This window comes from Marinomonas gallaica (assembly GCF_001639745.1).
In the GTDB taxonomy this organism is placed as follows: domain Bacteria; phylum Pseudomonadota; class Gammaproteobacteria; order Pseudomonadales; family Marinomonadaceae; genus Marinomonas; species Marinomonas gallaica.
This window is the reverse complement of sequence record NZ_LTAX01000012.1, coordinates 1-19,474: the sequence shown is the minus strand read 5'-3', so window position 1 is coordinate 19,474 and position 19,474 is coordinate 1. Positions and strand designations below refer to the sequence as shown.

Below are 19,474 nucleotides of genomic sequence, written 5' to 3'. Positions count from 1 at the left end.
GTTAGGCTTGCGAGGAATCAAAGATGAATACAACAAATACAATAGATTCACACTCAAACGATCCCATGCGCGCCATTCGATGGCTGACTTACATGATGTTTTTCATGTTCGCCATGACCTCCGATGCCGTCGGCATGATCATTCCTCAGCTCATTGAGGAATTTGACTTGAGCATGACTCAAGCCAGCGCGTTTCATTACGCGCCCATGGCACTCATTGCCTTCAGTGGCCTCTTTTTAGGCTTCCTAGCCGACAGTATCGGTCGTAAAAAGACTATTATGCTGGGCTTAGCCATCTTCGCCATCAGCTGTTTTTTATTCGCCTTCAGCCGCAGTTTTGGTTTCTTCTTATTTCTATTGAGTTGTATTGGTCTGGCGATCGGTTTATTTAAAACCGGTGCCCTAGCGCTATTGGGGGATATATCCCATAGCAACCACGAACACACCAAGATGATGAACAAAGTGGAAGGCTTCTTTGGTGTCGGCGCCATTGTCGGGCCCGCGTTTGTGAGCTTTCTACTGACCCAAGAGGTGAGCTGGACGTACCTGTACATCATGGCAGGGGGGCTATGTCTGCTTCTTGCGATCGGTGCGTGGCGCATTGACTACCCAACCGCCGTGAAACCGAGCGACGACGCCAAACCCGCATCCTTATCCGTCACCCTATCGATGATCAAAAATCCCTATGCGTTAGGGTTTTCACTGGCAATTGCGCTCTATGTGGCGACCGAGGTTGCTATCTATGTATGGATGCCGACGCTCCTAGCGGACTACGACGGGCCTTGGCAACTGCTGGCAACCTATGCCTTAACCGTGTTCTTCATCCTACGTGCTCTGGGTCGCTTTTTGGCCGTGTGGTTACTCAATCGTTTTAGCTGGCAAGGTGTGATGGTATGTCTCAGTTTGGGCATTGCGTTGTGCTATGTCTTTACCTTAATAGGCGGCGTTAACTGGGCGGTTGGGCTGTTGCCTTTGTCGGGGTTATTTATGTCTATGATTTACCCGACTCTCAACTCAAAAGGCATCTCGTGCTTTGCAACCCAACAACACGGCGCGGTCGCAGGCGTGATCTTATTTTTTACCGCGCTTTCTGCAGCGGTCTCGCCATTATTGATGGGGATGATCAGCGATTACTTCGGCCACGTGCGTTATGGCTTTGTCTTAGCAACAGGGTTTGCCTTCACGCTGTTTGTCGCCATGGTTTTCAATTACCTCAAAAACCCAGCCGATGAGGCTTTAACACAACATGATGCGCTGACCGCCAACTAGCGCACTGCCGCATTAACCTCGACATAAAAACGCCAGACAGTGTCTGGCGTTTTTATGGCTCTGCGATTGACGTTAGCGTTCATCACAACACGTATGGACGGCCTTAGAACGGATGAATCATTTACAGCTTATGTGACTTTTCGGAATTTCTTGCCGTAGGAATTCCACCAGTCGCGTGACCTTGGGAGAAGGATACTGACGCTGGGGATATACTGCCCAGATGCCATCTTCTGGCTCACGATATTTATCTAACACCGTTATCAGTTCTCCTGATTCTAGATACGGCTGCACATAGTAATCCGGCAGTTGCGCTAAACCCATGCCTTTTAGTGTCGCATCCAGCAGGGCATTGCCATTATTGCAGGAGATCGAGCCTTTGGGATGCAACTTGTGATGCTTACCATTATGACAAAAGCGCCAGTAATCGGTACTCCCCAGTAAGCAATTATGATGTTGTAGCTGCGCTAGCTGCTCAGGAACACCGTACTTTTCCAAATAAGCGGGCGCCGCACACAAGTGTTGTACACGGGTATCCAGCTTTTTCGCCACCATACTGGAGTCTTCTAGCTTCCCAAGTCGAATAGCCAGGTCAAAGCCATCTCGAATCAAGTCAAAGCGCTCGTTGCTTAATACTAAATCAATGGTGAGCTGCTCATGCTGCCCCATAAAGTCATTGATCAGTGGCGCAATAACCTTTTCCCCATAGTTGATCGCAGCGGTCATTTTAATATGGCCGGTTAACACGCCCGACATATTAATCACGGCCTGATCGGCCTGCTCTAGGCCTTCTAACAGCTGTTTACAATGTTGGTAATAAATAACGCCCACATCCGTTAGTGACACATGGCGCGTGGTACGCAGTACCAGTTTGGTGCCGAGGCGCTGCTCCAGTGCCGTGATTTTACGACTGACCTGCGCCGTGGAAATATCTAAGCTCTTCGCGGCCGCAGTGAAGCTGGCTTCGTCTGCCACCGTGACGAATTCGGCAATCCCTTCCCAATGAAACATTATTACTCACCATCAACAATAAAAGACAAGAGCGAGAGATTAGCACGCTATAAGAAATAAAGTCATGGACCTGAGAAATCAATCATTGTTGCATATATGTAAAAGTCATTTTCAAAACACCCTAATTATCATTCTAGGTGCAACGCACTAAGCTACGCCCCACTGAGTCGTTGATCGACGTTAAGGCCAGATGCCAGTCATACCTTATCGTCGATAACGGCCTCCTAACATCAAGCGTCTAGTGGAGACCTAACATGATAAAAACTCGTGCTGCCGTTGCCTTTGCACCCAATCAACCGCTTGAAATCGTCGAGCTGGATCTAGAAGAACCAAAAGCAGGGGAAGTCCTGATTCGCAACGTCGCGACTGGCGTTTGTCACACCGATTACTTCACCTTGTCAGGCAAAGACCCTGAGGGTGTGTTCCCTTGTGTCTTAGGGCACGAGGGCGGTGCCATTGTCGAAGCTGTGGGGGAAGGTGTGACCAGTGTTAAGCCTGGCGATCACGTGATCCCGCTGTACATTCCAGAGTGTGGCAAGTGTAAATACTGCCTATCTGGCAAAACCAACCTATGTCAGGCCGTCCGTGAAACCCAAGGCCGCGGCCTAATGCCAGATGGCACAACACGCTTTAGCTACAAAGGCGAGCCAATCTACCATTACATGGGCACCTCGACATTTTCTGAGTATTCCGTCGTGGCGGAAATTTCCTTGGCTAAAATCGATAAAGAAGCGCCGTTGGATAAAGTCTGCTTGCTCGGCTGTGGCGTGACCACCGGAATCGGTGCGGCACTGAACACAGCGCAAGTGGAAGAAGGTTCAACCGTAGTGGTATTCGGCATGGGCTTTATCGGTCTGTCGGTGGTGCAAGGCGCTTTGAAAGCCAAAGCGGGTCGCATCATCTGTGTCGATCTTAACGACTACAAACTGGAAAAAGCCAAAGAATTTGGTGGCACCGAGTTTGTAAACCCGAAAAACTACGACAAGCCAATCGCCGAAGTGATTATCGAAATGACCGATGGTGGCGCCGACTACTCGTTCGAGTGTATCGGTAACACCGATATCATGCGCTCAGCTCTAGAGTGTACTCACAAAGGCTGGGGTAAAAGTGTCGTTGTTGGTGTGGCCGGTGAAGGCGAAGAAATCTCAACCCGTCCATTCCAATTGGTCACGGGGCGTCAATGGCTAGGTACTGCATTCGGTGGCGTCAAAGGTCGTAGCGAACTGCCCGGCATGGTAGATGAATACCTTAACGGTGACATCATCATCGACCCGATCATCACTCATAACATGGGATTGGAAGACATCAACACCGCGTTTGACCTCATGAAGAGCGGCGAATCGATTCGCACCATCATTCACTACTAAGTGTTAAAGCAAACGTAAAAAAAGCGGCTCTGCCCAGCAGAGCCGCTTTTCCTTTCATTACGATAGTGACCACTATTACGCATAAAACGCTAACTCTTCTGCGTTGGCTTATAGCAACGACGTTGGCGGCACCATTCCATACCATTCAATTGGCTTGCGCATTGTCTTGCTTCATTCCTCAGCCTCGACGCGTCAGCGCCAATCAAATGCATGGCACAGCGTTTAAGCTTAATGGGTACTGCTAAATTTCAGGAAGCGCATCTTATTTGCTGTTAGCATATTGAAAACTCTAATTTGATAGGGATATCGATTATGCTTTCTGACAAGACAAGCCCCTTTGAAAAATGCGCAACAGGCACTAAACGTAAAGAACTCGCCGTGCGTTTCACTCAATACTTAAACACAAGAGATACGAAAGAGCATGCCTTTCCTGTCAACCTAAATGGCGCTTGGGGCACAGGTAAGACCTTCTTTGTGGATAACTGGAAGCTGCTGGTTGAAGAACGAGGCCATATTGGTATCAAGATTGATGCATGGGAATCAGACTATCTGGATGACCCACTAACAATCATTATTGCAGAGATCATAGAACAACTGGAAGGACGATGTAACGACCTTCAATTTCATGAGCAGGAAAAGAAAGTAGCTAATGCTCTCGTCCAATTAAAAAGCGCCTTACCAGCTATCGCAAAAGCTTTAATTGGTATATTCCTCGGCAAAGATGCCGCAGATAGCATCGGCAGTATAGTTGAGGCAATTACTAAGTCAGGTGTTGAGCTTCAAAAGTATGAATCTGACTTAAATATTGGCGAGCTGGGCCTTGAAGCTACGAGAGCCCATATACGACACAAGCAATTCATCAAAAACTTCAAAGATGAAGTTGGTAAGCTAGTCGATATCGCACAGCCAAATGATAAGGGTCAGAAAGTCTTTGTTTTTATTGATGAGCTTGACCGTTGCCGTCCGACCTACGCCATCGAGATGTTAGAGACCGTTAAGCATCTCTTTGATGTTCCGAACTTTGTGTTTGTTTTCTCAACCGATACCAAACAGCTTCAGCATTCCATCAAAGCCGTCTATGGCCAAGATTTCGACTCACATGAATACCTAAGTCGATTTTTTGAGCAAAGGCTTACTTTGCCTGAGCCGGATTACTTTGAATTCATAAAAGCTCAGCGAATGTTCGAAAAGGTTGATACTGACAAGCTGTTAACTTTACCAAAGATAGGTTCAACAGAAGAGCTTCAATATGCCGTAAGCCTAATATGTCGACTGAACAAAGATCATCTTCCTTTACGCCGAGTAAAGCAGCTTTGCTCTCACCTTGACTCCCTCTTGTTATCAGGAGGCTTGGACAAAAAAGTTTTCTCAATATTTACCCTAACAGGCTTGGTATTTGGCGAAGCTCTTTACACGACAGCGCCTGAGCTTGAGAAGTTCACAGTGAATCAGAGAGCGATGAAAGCATACACAGGATCAGAAAAAGTTCATGATTTTCGATTAAATGAATCATTAAAAATGCTTCAGGTTATTCAAGATATAGGAGGGACCATAAGCCAAATAATTCAGCAAGAACCTAAAATAATGAATCAGCAAAAATACTCCTCAACATCACCCCTTTTACCTCTTGAGTCTGATTTAGAAGGGCTTGCTCGGCAAATTAAATATTTAAAATCACAACCTGAAGTATCTATGCTTTCTAATCCAGATGAAATCCTTAACTTAATTAGATCTAACACTATAGACTTTGATGAATCATAGGTCAGATCCCTTTAACGTCTGATCCTAAGAGCAGCTCGCAAGTCCTGATGTATACGGGATCGGACCCCTGCTCTACTTAACCCGCTTTAGCAATAACAGCTCTTCTTGCTGGTAACTTAATTTCGCTTACGGCGACACCTAGCAAGATGATGACGGCAGCAATAGCTTGTACCACATCAAGACTTTCTCCGAAGAAGATATAGCCGCCGATGAGGGCAAAGACGGGGACCAGCAGTGTCATCGGGGCGACGCTGGAAACGGAGTATTTGACGATCATTTTGTTCCAGAACCAGTACCCTAACAGCGTGGTGGGGTAGGCTTGGAAGGCGGCCGAGAACAGTACCGAACCGTTGATGTCGGCGATAGATTGCATCACCGAACTTGGGCCGCTGACACATAACGCTAGAACGAACAGTGGGATCGGTGCGAAGGCCATGCCCCAGATATTAAACGCGAACACGGCGCGCGTTCCCGAGCGTTTGACGATCAAACCATTGATGCTCCAAAACACCGATGCGCTCAGTACTAATGCTATGCCAAGCGGCGTGACGGTGGCATCTTGATGCCAAATGATTAAGCCCAACCCGATCAATGCCAGTACCGACCCCAGTACTTTGCTGACGGTCACGTGTTCTTTGAGTAAGTAACGACCCACTAACAAACTGCTGATAACGCTCATATCGAGCAGCAACGACGCTAAGCCGCTGCTTAACCCTGCGCTGACCGACAAGGTGGTCAACCCCCATACGCCGACGCCAAAGGTCAGTCCGTAGGCCATCAAGTAACGCCATGGAACATTGGGCCGGCGTACGAAGAAGATCAATGGTAAGACCGCTAAGCTAAAGCGTAATGCCGTTAATAAAAATGGATCGATGTTGTTCACACCGAGCTTAATCACACTGAAGTTAAAGCCCCAAAGCGCCATCAGCAGCACCAGTAACAGGCTATCTTGTCTAGTCATGTCCTTGCCCTCTTTGCAGGTTAGTAAGCGCTGAGTATGCCGACAGACTTGCAAAGATAGCAGATTCAATTTTTAATAAAAATAAGAGTACAATTTTAGAAGATCGATTTATAAAATGAACAGGTAAGCGTGATGACACTGTACGAATCGTTAGCTCAAACCTTTATAGATGACATTGTAAGTGAGCGCTTACCTATTGGCTCTCGTTTGCCTGCTCTACGTCAGCTTGCACAACAGCAAGGCGTCAGCCTGACCACCGCCAGCAAAGCTTATGATTGCTTACAAGAAGGTGGCTGGATTTATGCACGCCCGCAGGCCGGCTATTTTGTTGCCAGTCGCAGCGAAGTCGCCGAGTTTCCAACACTCAAACAGCCTCGTTTAACCTCTCGAGATCCCTGTCAATTCGCGCCCAAACAAGGCTATAACTCAGGATTAACGGGCTTTACACCGCTCGGAACTTCGTTACTTGCACCGGCGCTCTTACCCGACGTCGAACTCAGCCGTACCATCAAGCGCGTGACACGGCGTGCCAGCCAAACGATTTTCAGCTATCCCGAGTTGCAAGGCGTGGCCAGTTTACGCCAAGCCTTGTCGGAGCACTTCTTAGAGAGCCATTTTGCCTTCACTGCGCAGGAGTTAGTAATTACTAACTCCTGCTTAGACTCAGTTCGCATTGCGTTGGAGTGCGTCACCCAACCAGGTGACACGATTGCGGTGTGCTCGCCTTGCTTTAGTGGTTTGCTGGATCTTTTGACCACGTTGAAGCGACGTATTATTGAAATCCCCGTCACGCATGACGGCATCGACCTGATTGCACTGGAGACCTGTTTTTCCGAGCAAAAAATTTCTGCTGCCCTACTTAGTACCACGCACTTAAACCCACTGGGTATCACGCTGCCAACGGAGCAAAAACAAACCATCGCGCAGCTGGCGGCGCAGTATCAGATGCCGATCATTGAAGACGATGTCTACTTCGAATTAAGCCACCACAAAGACAAACCCTTGCCAGCAAAATATTGGGATAAGGAAGGTTACATTCTGTGGTGCAGTTCGATTTCCAAGACACTGGCACCGGGCCTTAGACTGGGGTGGTGTTTACCGGGCCGCTACTTTGAGCCATTCTTACATCACCACAGCCAAACCAGTATGGGCGTTAACAGTTTGGTGCAGGCGTGCATTGCTGAGTTTATTTTGTGCGGGGACTACCGCCGCCATATCCATCAGATCCGGCCTATTTTGCAATCGCAAGTCCATCAGTACCGACAGTTTCTGAGTCAGCATTTACCCGAATCAGCGCAAATCAGCGCGCCACAAGGAGGGTTAGTATTATGGGTCAGAGTGCCGCACTTAGACAGCGACCAACTGGCGCAGGACTTGGGTAAGATGGGAATCGATATTCGCCGTGGTAGCTGCTTTAGCACCCATCCAGACTACAATGATTGTCTACGGATTAACTGCGGTTGGCCGCTCTATCTTGAGATAGATAGCCAATCTGCAGCATCACAACTCAAGCACCTGTGTCAGTTGGTCATCAATCAAGTTAAACCGCTTGCTGCGCCAATACCACTCGGCGATATTGCAAGATAATCAACAATATCAAGAAGCCAACCGCCAAACAGAACGGAAACAATACGGTGGTGACGGAGTAGGCTTCAAGCGCTACGACAGAGCACGCGTTACGTAGGATCATGATGATGAAGAACACACGGCTGTCTTCAAATGGTCGGTGGTAGGCTTTACGGAAGGTCGGGCCAAAGCCGATCATGTCGATTGTCGTTAGAATCACAACCGTCCACAGTGGATCATCAGTAACATACCAAAGCGGTAGCGAAGCGATCGCTGCGAGCAAGAATCCCCAGTCGGCACGAGTAATGGTGGCATCCCCGCGCTTTAAGTAGGCCAATATGGCGATCAAAATAGTCACAAAGCCCGACAATCCTATCGGCCACGCACCAACGCCGCCTTCTGCTTCCAGCTGAGCAAAGAAGATCACGGTGGTGGTAATGCCCCAGATCACCCAAGAAAACACGTGAGGTTTCACCTTACCCCGTAAAATCAAGGCGATATAGGGCACAAAGCCAATCAACGCCAATGCGATGGCGATGCCACTAAAAATAAGCTTTATATTGAATTCCATGTGCCCTCCTAACGCCAATGATCATAGTAAGGTTCGATTCTACCGAGTTCATCATTAAACAGTCGGACAAAACACGCCAGATTTGCACCAAATTAGGTCGTTTTTACTGAGCCACAACAATAGCACTGTATAGAGATCAATACTCTGACGATCCCTACAATACACTTATTGAGAGTTATTTTCATTTGTGAAATGATCCCATGCTTATCAAGAAAAGGAGCCCACCGTGGATCGTCGCCAGTTTCTTAAAATCAGTTCAGCGCTTGCAGTATTAGGCTGTTCGCCAACCATTACCTTGGCCGCATCGCCCAGTCTGGGATTTGATTATGAGTTAATCGTGGCACCTGCTAACGTACGTATCGCCGCCAATGGTGATACGCCTGCTTGGTGTTTTAACGGTCACTTTCCTGCGCCAGTTATTCGCGCTAAACAGCACCAGCCGGTACGTATTCGCGTGGTCAACCAGCTAGATGAGCCCACTACGGTCCACTGGCATGGCTTGCGTATTCCCATCGAAATGGACGGCGTTCCCTTTCTGAGTCAACCCCCCATTATGCCAGGGGAAACCTTCGATTATGAATTCACGCCACCTGACGCTGGCACATTTTGGTATCACCCGCATATGAACAGTGTGGAGCAGCTGGGTAAAGGCTTGGTTGGTGCATTTATCGTTGATGAAGCGGAAGATCCAGGATTTGATGCCGACGTGGTGATGGGGCTTAAAAATTGGCACATCCGTGACGATGGCTCGTTTACGGCATTGACCACGCCACGCAATGCCTTTCGTATGGGCACGCCGGGGCGCTTGATGACGGTAAACGGTAAAACCGCACCGACCTATTACATTCCTGCTGGGGGCGCGATCCGCGCGCGTCTGGCCAATATCGACAACACCCTCACTTACGACATTAACAGCCCGCAAACGGATCTCACCATTATCGCTATAGACGGCAATCCGATTGCTAAGCCGCGTCCATTAGATCATCACTTAATGGGGCCGGGCATGCGTTTAGATTTAGGGTTCATAGCGCCCAACAACGCGGGTGAAACGGTCACCTTGTACCATAAAAATAAGGTCTTGATGACCTTTCAAACCATTGGCGAGGACAAGCAACGCCGCGAGCTACCAAGGCTGCCATTGAATCCAATCCAAGCACCGGACTTAGACACTGCCGAAGTCATTCGCTTTGCCTTCGAATGGGACGCATCGATCAACCCTATCGAAAAAGACGGCAAGGTAAACTACCGGTTTTGGACCATCAACCGCACACCATGGGACGGCATGTCGGCCGATAATATCCCGGCGCCATTGGCGACGTTAGAACGTGGCAAAAGTTATATCTTTGAGTTGTCTAATCTGACCCAATACCACCATCCGATTCATCTACACGGCCATACGTTCACGGTATTACAATCGAACAAACAAACCATCGAACCGTTCCATACTGACACGGTATTACTAGGGCAAAATGAAGTCGCACGCATCGCATTTGTGGCCGACAACCCCGGCCGTTGGATGTATCACTGTCATGTCATTGAGCATCTAAAAACAGGCTTGATGGGGTATATTGAAGTCGTCTAACGATCAAAGAGGGTTGATCAATGACAAGGTTACGCCGCCCGAACAGCTCTTTCCATGTCAAATGGGCGGCTATTGTATTGGCATAGATACTGACGAATACAGTTTTCGGACCAACTCAGCTTGGCGATTAATGCCCATTTTAGCAAACACACTTTTCAACTGGATGCGCGTCGTACCAATCGAGATACCTTTAATTCCCGCATACTCAGACAACGTTAACCCATCCGCTAAAGCCACGGCGATATTCGCTTCTGCTGGGGTTAAGGAGAATAGTATTTGTACTTCTTTTGGATCGATTAACGTGGCGGATTGCATATCTTTCAAATACACCAACGCATAAGGCAATTCGCCCTTATTGTGGAAAGGTGTCAGCATAATTTCTAAGGTGCTGGTACATTCTTCTCTAACGACCAAAATGTGGCGCTCAAAGCCACTGGACTGATCTGTGAAACGAGATAAGATATCGCGGAATGAGTGGTTAACACTGCTATTTAAAAAGCGTAAATGTTGGTTATGCAATGTCATAACAGCACTGCTTTGAATCATGTTTTCAGCGGTTTGACTTCCCCAAAGAACGCCGCCTTTTTCATCAATCAATAAGAGCCCCATGGAAATATGGTCGACAATACTCTCTAACAAATGTTGCTGGCACAAGCTGTTCTTGAAAGCTTGAGATATTTCTAAGGCTTGGGATAGATGCGGCGCCAAAGCATATAAAAATTGCTCAACATCCGCATCATAAGGTTGATCGTCATGGCTATGTCGATGGGCAATGAGTGACAACAAGGTATCATTTGGTAACGCAATATCGAGCATAATGGCTTTGCCTAGCCCTGCTAGAGCCAGTCGTTTTTGGAAGCCTCGAAAAACAGGACAGTCCTCTTCAAACACATCGACATCACGAACCACCTGTAGGGGCTGGTTAACTTCTATCAATAACCTTGGGTTATCCGCATTATTCACCCACTTGTCATGCAATGCTGAGTGCTCAAGCGAAAAGGAATCCCGTACTTCCCATTCCAAGTCAACGGTTCCGCTGTATTGTTTTTTGATTACCTGAACAACGACACTGGCGACGTTCATACGGGCTTTCACCTGATCCAGAACAGAAACCCAATGAGAAGGCGCTGTGATACAGCGATATAAATCAGCAAACAGCTGATTGTCTTCTTCGTATTGCATAACCACCCCGACTGATCAAACTTCGTACGGTTAGACTATTCCTTATGAACGTAAAAAACCAATACCCACCCCGAGGTATATATTTATAAGAATATCTTACACATTAAAGCCAACAAGAGCACCCTCTAATTTCTATCTGATGATGAATGCAAAGACCATTTTCAGTAGGCATAAAACCCGCTTTATGCCTACTACAAACATAAAAAAGGCTTCTCAATGGAAGCCTTTTGGTTATGCTTGAATGTACACTCAATTGCTATTGCAAGATCTCGTAGACTCGCACAATTACATAACTTTCATCCGCTGCAGCGACTACTGTGCCGGCAAATTGCGACTGTTTAAGCCAGCTGTATTTGCCATCAGGTGCAAGGAATGTTGGATTGGTCGCAATATACCATTCGTCAGCCGGTAGCTTAGGGTCATCACTCTTATTGACCGCCACGCCACGGTTATCAATCACAATATTGACACCGTCATCTGTGGTAATGGAGTACAAAGCAAAGATCTCCCAAACACCATCGGTTCGAGCTAACTGCCAATCTGCCCCACCCGGTTTTACTGTCGCTTTGAAGCCGTTACGGCCTTGAAATTCGCCCCCAGTAATGGGTGCAATACCGCGTAAGCCTTTGGCTGTTTCACCTACTTCAATCCATTCACCTAAATCCACGATGCCTTCAAGCACCAATTCAAGCTCTGGGGTTTCTGCTTTTGGTAAAGCGTCTAAAGTAGGACGAACCACCTCTGCCGCTGCATGAAAAGTGGTTACTGTCAGCGCCATGGCACACCAAAGTCTCAATATTTTAGAAATAGCCATCGTATGTCTCCGTTATTGATACTTAAAGGTGTCTTAGTGAGTCTGCCAGTTAGAAACTTTATCAAAGAAAGTAAGCGTCTCTTCTTCTAGATCGAACATCTCTTCTTGTGGGAAGTAACTCAGTTTCACGATCACGGTATCTGTATCTGGATCGATGTAGACAAACTGCCCTTGCAGACCAATCGCTGAGAACGCATTTGAATTCGGCATGGTCCACCACTGGTAACCATAGCCGCCCATTTTGTCATCTTCTGGTAAGACCGGATGAGTTGATTTTTTGATGTAATCTGCGCTCACAATACGGTGACCATTAAATTCACCTTCGTTTAGCACCATCTGCCCAAAGCGCGCCCAATCGCGCAATGTAGCGTTAAAACCAGCCCCAGTAAATTCGCGGCCTACTCCTGGCTCTCCGTCCATGATAAAGAAACCGTTTTGCTGCGCACCCAGCGGTTCCCATAGTTTTTGAGCCGCATAAGAGGCAACGTTGGCACCACCTAATACACGCTCTAACAACCAACCTAATACGGCGGTATCAATGGTTTTATACTCGGAAACAGTGCCTGGCTCATACTTACGTTCAAGAGAGGTGGAAGCATCCGCGAAGCGAGCCACATTTTTAACTAAGGCTAATATATGGTTTTTAGCTGCAACGCCCGGGTTAGCGAAGTCATAACGTTCTTCGTAATCGACGCCAGACGTCATCTCTAAGACTTGGCGAATGGTAACGCCTGCGTAACCACTGTCAGAAAGTTCTGGAATGTAATCGGTAATCGGCTGATCTAACGATTCGATGCGTCCTTCTTCATGAGCAATGCCCACTAACACAGACGTAATGGATTTGGTCATTGACCATCCCATGTGTCGAGTATCAGGGCGCATATTATTAAGATAGTTCTCGTAGACGATTTTACCGTCTTTCATCACCAACAATGCGTTTGTATAGGTTCGATCTAGGAACTCATCAGCGCTATACGTCTCGCCGTTATACTCATAGGTTAAGTCCATCGGCTGTTCGGATTTCACCAGCTTAGAAATATCGCCTGCTCGTGCAACCTGTCGCGTATCGAATAATGTATCCATAGAGCGGAAAGAAAGAGAGTTAACGTCTCGGTCTAACATATGCCAACGCAGCGTTTGCACGGCGACAGGGACATCTGATTCAGGACCAACATTTGCTACTAAAGGGTCAACAATATTGGCAGCGATGCTCTGTGTAGACGCTAGAGCACATGGAAGGAGAGAAACGAGGAGGACTTTTTTGAACGTTTTTATTGTCTTCATGGGAGTTCCTATTTGCTTTATGATTTTTAATTAAATACGCAACAGCACTAAGCAGATGATTAGTGCTGTCTATATTTGACCTTTGCATAAAGCCCGTCATATCCCATTTGGGATAGCGGTTTAATTAGGAATATTAACGACCATAACACCGCCTGCCGCTTGAAAAAGCTCTTTAGAACTTATTATTTTCGCGACACTATTACCGATTTTTACGTTATTTAAGTAATAACGGCGTACGTTTCGACGCAGACAATATGTCGTAAGCATACACTTTGGTGAGATTGATAAATTCTTCTTTCACACGGTTAATGGCCTGTGTGATCACCACGGCAATCGGATTACTAGGTTCAACATGGCATTGAAATTTACGCAATTCCAAACTTAAAGAGGAGTAGGTCTCTACCGCTTCTTCAAAACACTCTAGTCGGCATTGCGCTTCCACGACTTTTAAATCACTAGAGACTAAGGCCGACAAAACCGCTTGCGTATCATACCAACAACCTAAATGCTGACGCGCACAGGCAGAGGCCTGCTTATAACAACTAATGGCCGCACGGTTTTCACAGTGCTGAAATGCTTGATCACCCGCAACAATGTATTGCTTCCAACTTTCCATCGGATATCTCCCAAGAAATTCAGTCCACACAAATAATAACAATTATCATTTAGGTATGTCTATGCGCTACTTGGATTTTTTAAATTGACCGTTTAGGTGCCAAGATTTGGCACGCATCCGCCAATTGCTTAATCCAAGCGTCTAACTGCAGTTCCGTTGGGCCGGTAAAACCTAACACCAGTCCCTTTGGTGCTGCGTTGGCTACGCCGTAATGATCTTGTAACCAAGACAATCTTAGTCCATTTTTTAAACAATGTTGGTTCAATTCGCGACACCAATCTCCATCAGAAAAGGGCGTTTTGACATATATGACGACATGCATTCCGCCTGTCGGCTTTTGCCACGTAAACCAAGGCGACAGACATTGCTCCAGCAGCGAGAGCAAATAGTCACGTTTGCTGCGATAGTGACGCTTCATGCGATTGAGATGACGATAAAAAGCCCCGCTGACGAGAAAGTCAGTCACAACCGGCTGCAATGTTTGCGACGCAAACAGGCCCAACGTTTTTTGACTGTCTAATACTCGCGGCACTTGGCTCAACGGTGCCACAATAAACCCTAACCGCAGCCCTCGAAACAACACTTTCGAAAAGCTACCAATGTAAAATATCTGTTCGCTTACACCTTGGCGGTGCTGGGCCGCTTGAAACCACGGTTTAGCAACCTGGCCTTGATACACAAACTCGTTATCATAGTCGTCTTCTATGACAAAATTATGACTGTCAGACAAAGCCGAAAACCACTCCTCTCGCGTCGCAGAGCTGGCACATACACCCAATGGATATTGACGGTTAGGCGTCAGTACAGCGGCCCAAGGCTGCGCTAATGACAGCGGCTGAACCCCCTGTTCTGTGATCACTAAGTCCTGTGTTTGAGTGGCAGAAAAACTGGCTCGTAAAGGTGGATACGTGGGGTTCTCTAACAACCAATGTTGTATCGTATCTGACAACATATGCTGCAACAGCGACACAGCATCATGATTGCCTGCGACCAATATGATTTGTTCAGGTTCACACTCAAGTCCACGGAGGGCATACAAGTAGTCACAAGTGGCTTGCTGTAAGGGTGGATAACCCGCTTCATACTCACCTTTGAGCAAGCGTGGATCAGGGTTCAACCATGCACGTCGCATGCTTGCTGCCCACGCTTTGTTCGGAAACACACTGACATCAACACCCGAGTCAAAGCGCTGCAGGCTCGACATCGTCGGCTTTGCCGCGACTGTCGCAACGGGTGGATAAAGCCACTCTCGTTGCGCAACAAATACGCCTCGCTTAGGCTGACTTACAAGCAAACCTTCGGAAATTAACTGATCGTAGGTTTGCATCACGACACTGCGCGACACACCCAACATTTGCGCCAATGCACGGCTCGATGGCAGCTTATCACCTACCTTCAATCGCTCCTGCTCAATCGCACTGAGCAATTGCTGACGCAGCTGCTCGTAACGCGGCGTGCCATTGTCTTCAATGCTTAATGTTAGACTCGCGATCATTTGATGCTATCCACCGCTTAATGCCCCTTTTGACCACGCCAACCTACAAAAACACTGTTATTTGCACTGCTGATGTAGCCACTCGTTAAATTGTTCAACTACAGAACCGTCCACCCTTGATGGCGATACAACCGAGAAATAACCATTTGACGAGTGGGTCGTAAAACTCGGGAAGGGCACTAAGAGTTCTGATTCAAGCATATCATCCAATAAAGAGCGCCACCCCAAAGCGACGCCTTGACCCGCAATGGCGGCCTGTACAAGCAATGTATAGTTGTCGAATTCCATCACCGTCTGTGACGGCGACCACAGCATGTTGTGTTGCTCAAAGAGCTTTTCCCACACCATCCACTTTTCTTCCGGTTCCGCATAGAGCTTCAGCAACGGCGCTCGAGTGAGATCCTCAAGCGTATTAAACGGCCCATACTCTTCTAACAACTTCGGACTACACACCGGAAACACTTCCTCTTCGAACAGCTTTTTAGCCACAAACCCTTTGTGTCTTCCATCACTGAAAAGAATAGCCAGATCAATATCTTGCAGCGCCACATCTGCATTACTTTGCGAGGTCTGCAAGCGTATTTCTACGTCTGGATAGAGGCGTCTAAAATCCGGTAATCGCGGCATTAACCAATACGCGGCAAACGCAAAATCGGTCGCGACATTGATTCGCGGCGTTTTGTTTTTATTGCGGATATAGCTGATCACTTTGCGGATCTCATTGAAACTAGACTGGGTCGTTTTCAGCAAGATATGACCCTCATCCGTCAATTCAACCCCGCGATAAACACGGCGAAATAGTGGCGTATTTAGAAACTGCTCTAGCGCCTTCACCTGCTGGCTAATGGCTGGTTGAGTGGTGCCCAATTCACGGGCGGCGGCCGTAAAGCTTAGATGGCGTGCTGAAGATTCAAACACCACAAGCATTTGTAAAGGCGGCATGTCGCTTTCAGATAACATAAGTTCAACTTATCCCAGTCATAAAATTTTGGTCAGTTTACAGCATAGTAAATAAGGTTCAATCTAGCATAAATAAGGATTTCAGCGCTGAAATAAACATTAACCTAACTTATTCGTAAGAGCCATCTGGAGTTTTGCAAAATGTCTCAAAAACAGCCTAATATATTATTCATCATGGCCGACCAAATGGCCGCCTCTGCACTGCCATTTTATGGTGGCAAAACAGCTAAAGTTCCACATTTAGCGTCTTTGGCTGAGCGTGGCGTTGTCTTTGATTCAGCTTACACAAACAGCCCACTTTGTGCGCCTTCTCGCTATGTTTTGATGACTGGCCAATTACCAACGCGCATTGGTGCTTGGGATAATGCTGCAGATTTTCCAGCCGACATTCCCACATTTCCATACTACTTACGCGAGAACGGTTACCACACGGCGTTAACAGGTAAGATGCATTTCTGTGGTCCAGATCAGCTACACGGTTTTGAACAGCGTTTAACCACCGATATCTACCCTGCGGACTATGGCTGGTTTCCTAACTGGGATGATCCAGACACGCGCCCAACGTGGTACCACAACATGGCTTCCGTGACAGATGCCGGCACCTGTGTGCGCAGTAACCAACTCGACTTTGATGACGAAGTGGTGTTTCACGCTGAGCGTTATCTATACGACTACGCACGTGGTAAACAGGATCGTCCATTCTGTCTAACCGTCTCAATGACGCACCCACACGACCCTTATGCCATTACAAAAGAGTATTGGGATCGTTACGACCACGATGAAATCGATCTGCCAAAAGTTCGTATTCCTGAAGCAGAGCAAGACCCACATTCTCGTCGCTTACAAGATGTGTTTGCGTACTACGCGCAAGACATCAGCGATGATGACATTCGTAACGCTCGTCACGCTTACTACGGTGCTTGCAGCTACGTCGATGACCAAGTAGGCCGCGTGCTTAAAGCCTTGAAAGAGTGTGGCTTAGAAGACGATACCATCATTGTTTTCTCTGGCGACCACGGCGACATGCTGGGTGAACGTAATCTTTGGTTCAAGATGTCTTATTTTGAAGGTTCTGCACGTGTCCCACTGATCGTCTGCGCCCCAAACCGTTTCGAACCTAAGCGAGTAAAAGAGTCCGTCTCCACGATGGACTTACTACCCACTTTCGTGGATTGGGCGACTAACAACGAAGGCACAGAGTTTGCTATGCCAATTGATGGCCGTACTTTGTCGCCTCATGTGGAAGGCAAAGCGGGCGGACACGACGAAGTGATCGGCGAATATTGCGGCGAAGGTGCTATTGCGCCGTTGTTTATGATCCGTCGTGGTCAGTACAAATACGTACATTGCTGCATCGATCCAGACCAGCTATATGACCTAGAAAAAGATCCGCTAGAGCTGACTAATTTGGCTAACGACCCAGCTCACGCTGAGACCGTTAAAGCGTTCCGCAATGAGGCTCTACAACGCTGGGATTCTGAGGCCATTACAGAGGCCGTCAAAATCAGCCAGCGTCGTCGTCGCTTAATCGTACGTGCGGTAAGCCAAGGCGAAACAAACATTGCATGGGACCATCAGCCACATTTCCCAGCCACCGAAATGTACATGCGTAACCATATTGACTTAGACGACTTGGAAGCGAAATCTCGCTACCCACGCGTCGTTTAATGCCATCCAAAAACGCGCCCTGATGGGCGCGTTTTTGTTCTATTACTACCCTTGCATAAGGCCGAATATCGATAAACCTAACGCAGATAGACTCATATAAAAAAACATCACAGAGGAACCGACTGATGAAAAAGATAAGCCTACAAAAAACGCTGCTAGCAGCGCTTGTTTCTACCACTGCTAGCGGCGCTTTCGCGGCGGTACCAGAACAATGCCAAACGGTCACCATGACCGATCCTGGCTGGACCGACATTAGCGCAACAAATGGCTTCGCTACGACAGTATTAGAAGCGCTTGGCTACAAAACTGATATCAAATTATTAGCGGTTCCAATTGGTTTTGAGAGTATTAAAAACGGGGAGATAGATGTTTTCTTAGGCAACTGGATGCCTGCTCAAAGCACTTTCATTGAAAAGTACGCCGACAATTTAGATGTCATTCGTACCAACCTAACCGGTGTTAAGTTCACGCTAGCGGTACCTGAATACATGTACGACAAAGGGGTGCAGGACTTTAAAGACCTAAACACTTTCGCTAAGGACTTCGGCGCGCGTATTTATGGCATTGGCGCAGGTTCACCCGCTAACCAAAACCTAATGAATATGATCGACAAAAACGATTTTGACTTAGGAGACTGGCGCGTTGTGGAATCCGGCGAACAAGCCATGCTGTCGCAAGTAGCGCGCGCAGTCAAACGTGAAAAAGGCATTGTTTTCCTAGCATGGGAACCACACCCAATGAACGTCAACTTTGATCTTAAATATCTATCTGGTGGCGACGATTACTTCGGTCCAAACTACGGTGGCGCCACCATTCATACGGTCACCCGTAAAGGCTACGCCAGCGAATGCCCCAACGTCACTCAGTTGCTTAAAAATATGGCATTCACGTTAGACATGGAAAACACCGCCATTGCGATGGCCAATGAAGGCTTATCTCCAAACGAAGCCGCAAGCCAGTGGCTGAAACAGAATCCAGACATCTTGGATAGTTGGTTAGAGGGCGTCTCGACAACCTCCGGCCAGCCAGGCTTAGTCGCTGTCAAAAGCGCTCTAAACCTGTAGACAGGTCACCTATGTGACCTATTGATAACACCACCTAGCGTTAGCCCATCTTCGGATGGGCTTTTTTTTACATTGCCAATCTGGACTGGTTAAATAGTTTAAAACTGGTCATTTTTAACCTCGCCAATTGCTCTTATCCTAAGCTTATTCGCCACACTCGCATAGGATATTCAACATGAGCGACACCTTAAAAACTACCATCAGTACCGTCAAAAGAGGGCCCAAAAGGGTAATGCTGTTCACTTAAGGATTGCATTAAGTTAAATAGCCCAAGAAAATCCGATTAAGCATTCTTAATCGGATTTTT

The 19,474-nt window shown here is 47.4% G+C and carries 16 protein-coding genes; 7 read left to right on the top strand and 9 right to left on the bottom strand.

The window, feature by feature from the left end:
• Positions 1–23 precede the first annotated feature (23 nt).
• Entirely contained in the window at positions 24–1,268 is a 1,245-nt protein-coding gene (locus AYW76_RS12000; protein WP_067220340.1) for an MFS transporter, read from the top strand.
• Between the two features lie 117 nt (positions 1,269–1,385).
• Here the strand turns inward: AYW76_RS12000 and AYW76_RS11995 are convergent, their stop codons facing one another.
• Positions 1,386–2,276, bottom strand: coding sequence for a LysR family transcriptional regulator (locus AYW76_RS11995; protein ID WP_067220336.1), 891 nt, complete (start codon positions 2,274–2,276; stop codon positions 1,386–1,388).
• A gap of 257 nt (positions 2,277–2,533) precedes the next feature.
• Between AYW76_RS11995 and AYW76_RS11990 the strand changes: the two genes are divergently transcribed.
• The gene (locus AYW76_RS11990) at positions 2,534–3,643 is read left to right on the top strand and encodes an S-(hydroxymethyl)glutathione dehydrogenase/class III alcohol dehydrogenase (protein ID WP_456264814.1); all 1,110 of its coding nucleotides are present in this window, start codon (positions 2,534–2,536) and stop codon (positions 3,641–3,643) included.
• Between the two features lie 312 nt (positions 3,644–3,955).
• Positions 3,956–5,404 carry a KAP family P-loop NTPase fold protein gene (locus tag AYW76_RS11985; protein ID WP_067220329.1) on the top strand — a complete coding sequence of 483 codons (1,449 nt, stop codon included), beginning with the start codon at positions 3,956–3,958 and terminating at the stop codon, positions 5,402–5,404.
• 76 nt (positions 5,405–5,480) lie between these two features.
• Here AYW76_RS11985 and AYW76_RS11980 read toward each other — a convergent pair whose 3' ends face one another.
• A complete protein-coding gene (locus tag AYW76_RS11980) occupies positions 5,481–6,365 on the bottom strand; it encodes an EamA family transporter (RefSeq protein WP_067220325.1) in 885 nt (294 codons plus the stop codon).
• A 132-nt stretch (positions 6,366–6,497) separates the two neighbouring features.
• On the opposite strand from AYW76_RS11980, the gene AYW76_RS11975 reads away from it, so the two are divergent.
• Positions 6,498–7,952, top strand: coding sequence for an aminotransferase-like domain-containing protein (locus tag AYW76_RS11975; protein ID WP_067220322.1), 1,455 nt, complete (start codon positions 6,498–6,500; stop codon positions 7,950–7,952).
• Here AYW76_RS11975 and AYW76_RS11970 read toward each other — a convergent pair.
• On the bottom strand, positions 7,906–8,502 hold the full coding sequence (locus AYW76_RS11970) for a hypothetical protein (protein ID WP_067035109.1): 597 nt from the start codon (positions 8,500–8,502) through the stop codon (positions 7,906–7,908). The two genes, AYW76_RS11975 and AYW76_RS11970, sit on opposite strands and share 47 nt — an antisense overlap.
• A 226-nt stretch (positions 8,503–8,728) precedes the next feature.
• Between AYW76_RS11970 and AYW76_RS11965 the strand changes: the two genes are divergently transcribed.
• On the top strand, positions 8,729–10,084 hold the full coding sequence (locus AYW76_RS11965; RefSeq protein ID WP_067220319.1) for a multicopper oxidase family protein: 1,356 nt from the start codon (positions 8,729–8,731) through the stop codon (positions 10,082–10,084).
• A 69-nt stretch (positions 10,085–10,153) separates the two neighbouring features.
• On the opposite strand, the gene AYW76_RS11960 is transcribed toward AYW76_RS11965, so the two are convergent.
• The 6 genes from AYW76_RS11960 to AYW76_RS11935 form a co-directional block, all read right to left on the bottom strand.
• Positions 10,154–11,266 carry a helix-turn-helix domain-containing protein gene (locus tag AYW76_RS11960; RefSeq protein ID WP_067220316.1) on the bottom strand — a complete coding sequence of 371 codons (1,113 nt, stop codon included), beginning with the start codon at positions 11,264–11,266 and terminating at the stop codon, positions 10,154–10,156.
• 256 nt (positions 11,267–11,522) lie between these two features.
• On the bottom strand, positions 11,523–12,080 hold the full coding sequence (locus AYW76_RS11955; RefSeq protein ID WP_082866208.1) for a DUF3237 family protein: 558 nt from the start codon (positions 12,078–12,080) through the stop codon (positions 11,523–11,525).
• Positions 12,081–12,113: 33 nt separating this feature from the next.
• Positions 12,114–13,364 carry a serine hydrolase domain-containing protein gene (locus tag AYW76_RS11950; RefSeq protein ID WP_067220312.1) on the bottom strand — a complete coding sequence of 417 codons (1,251 nt, stop codon included), beginning with the start codon at positions 13,362–13,364 and terminating at the stop codon, positions 12,114–12,116.
• 214 nt (positions 13,365–13,578) lie between these two features.
• Positions 13,579–13,980, bottom strand: coding sequence for a hypothetical protein (locus AYW76_RS11945; protein WP_067220308.1), 402 nt, complete (start codon positions 13,978–13,980; stop codon positions 13,579–13,581).
• Positions 13,981–14,059: 79 nt separating this feature from the next.
• Positions 14,060–15,475, bottom strand: a complete 1,416-nt coding sequence (pdxR, locus tag AYW76_RS11940; protein WP_067220305.1) for a MocR-like pyridoxine biosynthesis transcription factor PdxR — start codon at positions 15,473–15,475, stop codon at positions 14,060–14,062.
• 57 nt (positions 15,476–15,532) lie between these two features.
• Positions 15,533–16,435, bottom strand: coding sequence for a choline sulfate utilization transcriptional regulator (locus AYW76_RS11935; protein WP_067220302.1), 903 nt, complete (start codon positions 16,433–16,435; stop codon positions 15,533–15,535).
• Between the two features lie 141 nt (positions 16,436–16,576).
• Here AYW76_RS11935 and betC point away from each other — a divergent pair, with 141 nt between their 5' ends.
• Positions 16,577–18,103 carry a choline-sulfatase gene (gene betC / locus AYW76_RS11930; protein ID WP_067220299.1) on the top strand — a complete coding sequence of 509 codons (1,527 nt, stop codon included), beginning with the start codon at positions 16,577–16,579 and terminating at the stop codon, positions 18,101–18,103.
• A gap of 125 nt (positions 18,104–18,228) precedes the next feature.
• Positions 18,229–19,167 (top strand): choline ABC transporter substrate-binding protein, encoded by a 939-nt coding sequence (choX, locus tag AYW76_RS11925; protein ID WP_067220296.1) that lies wholly within the window; start codon positions 18,229–18,231, stop codon positions 19,165–19,167.
• Positions 19,168–19,474 lie beyond the last annotated feature (307 nt).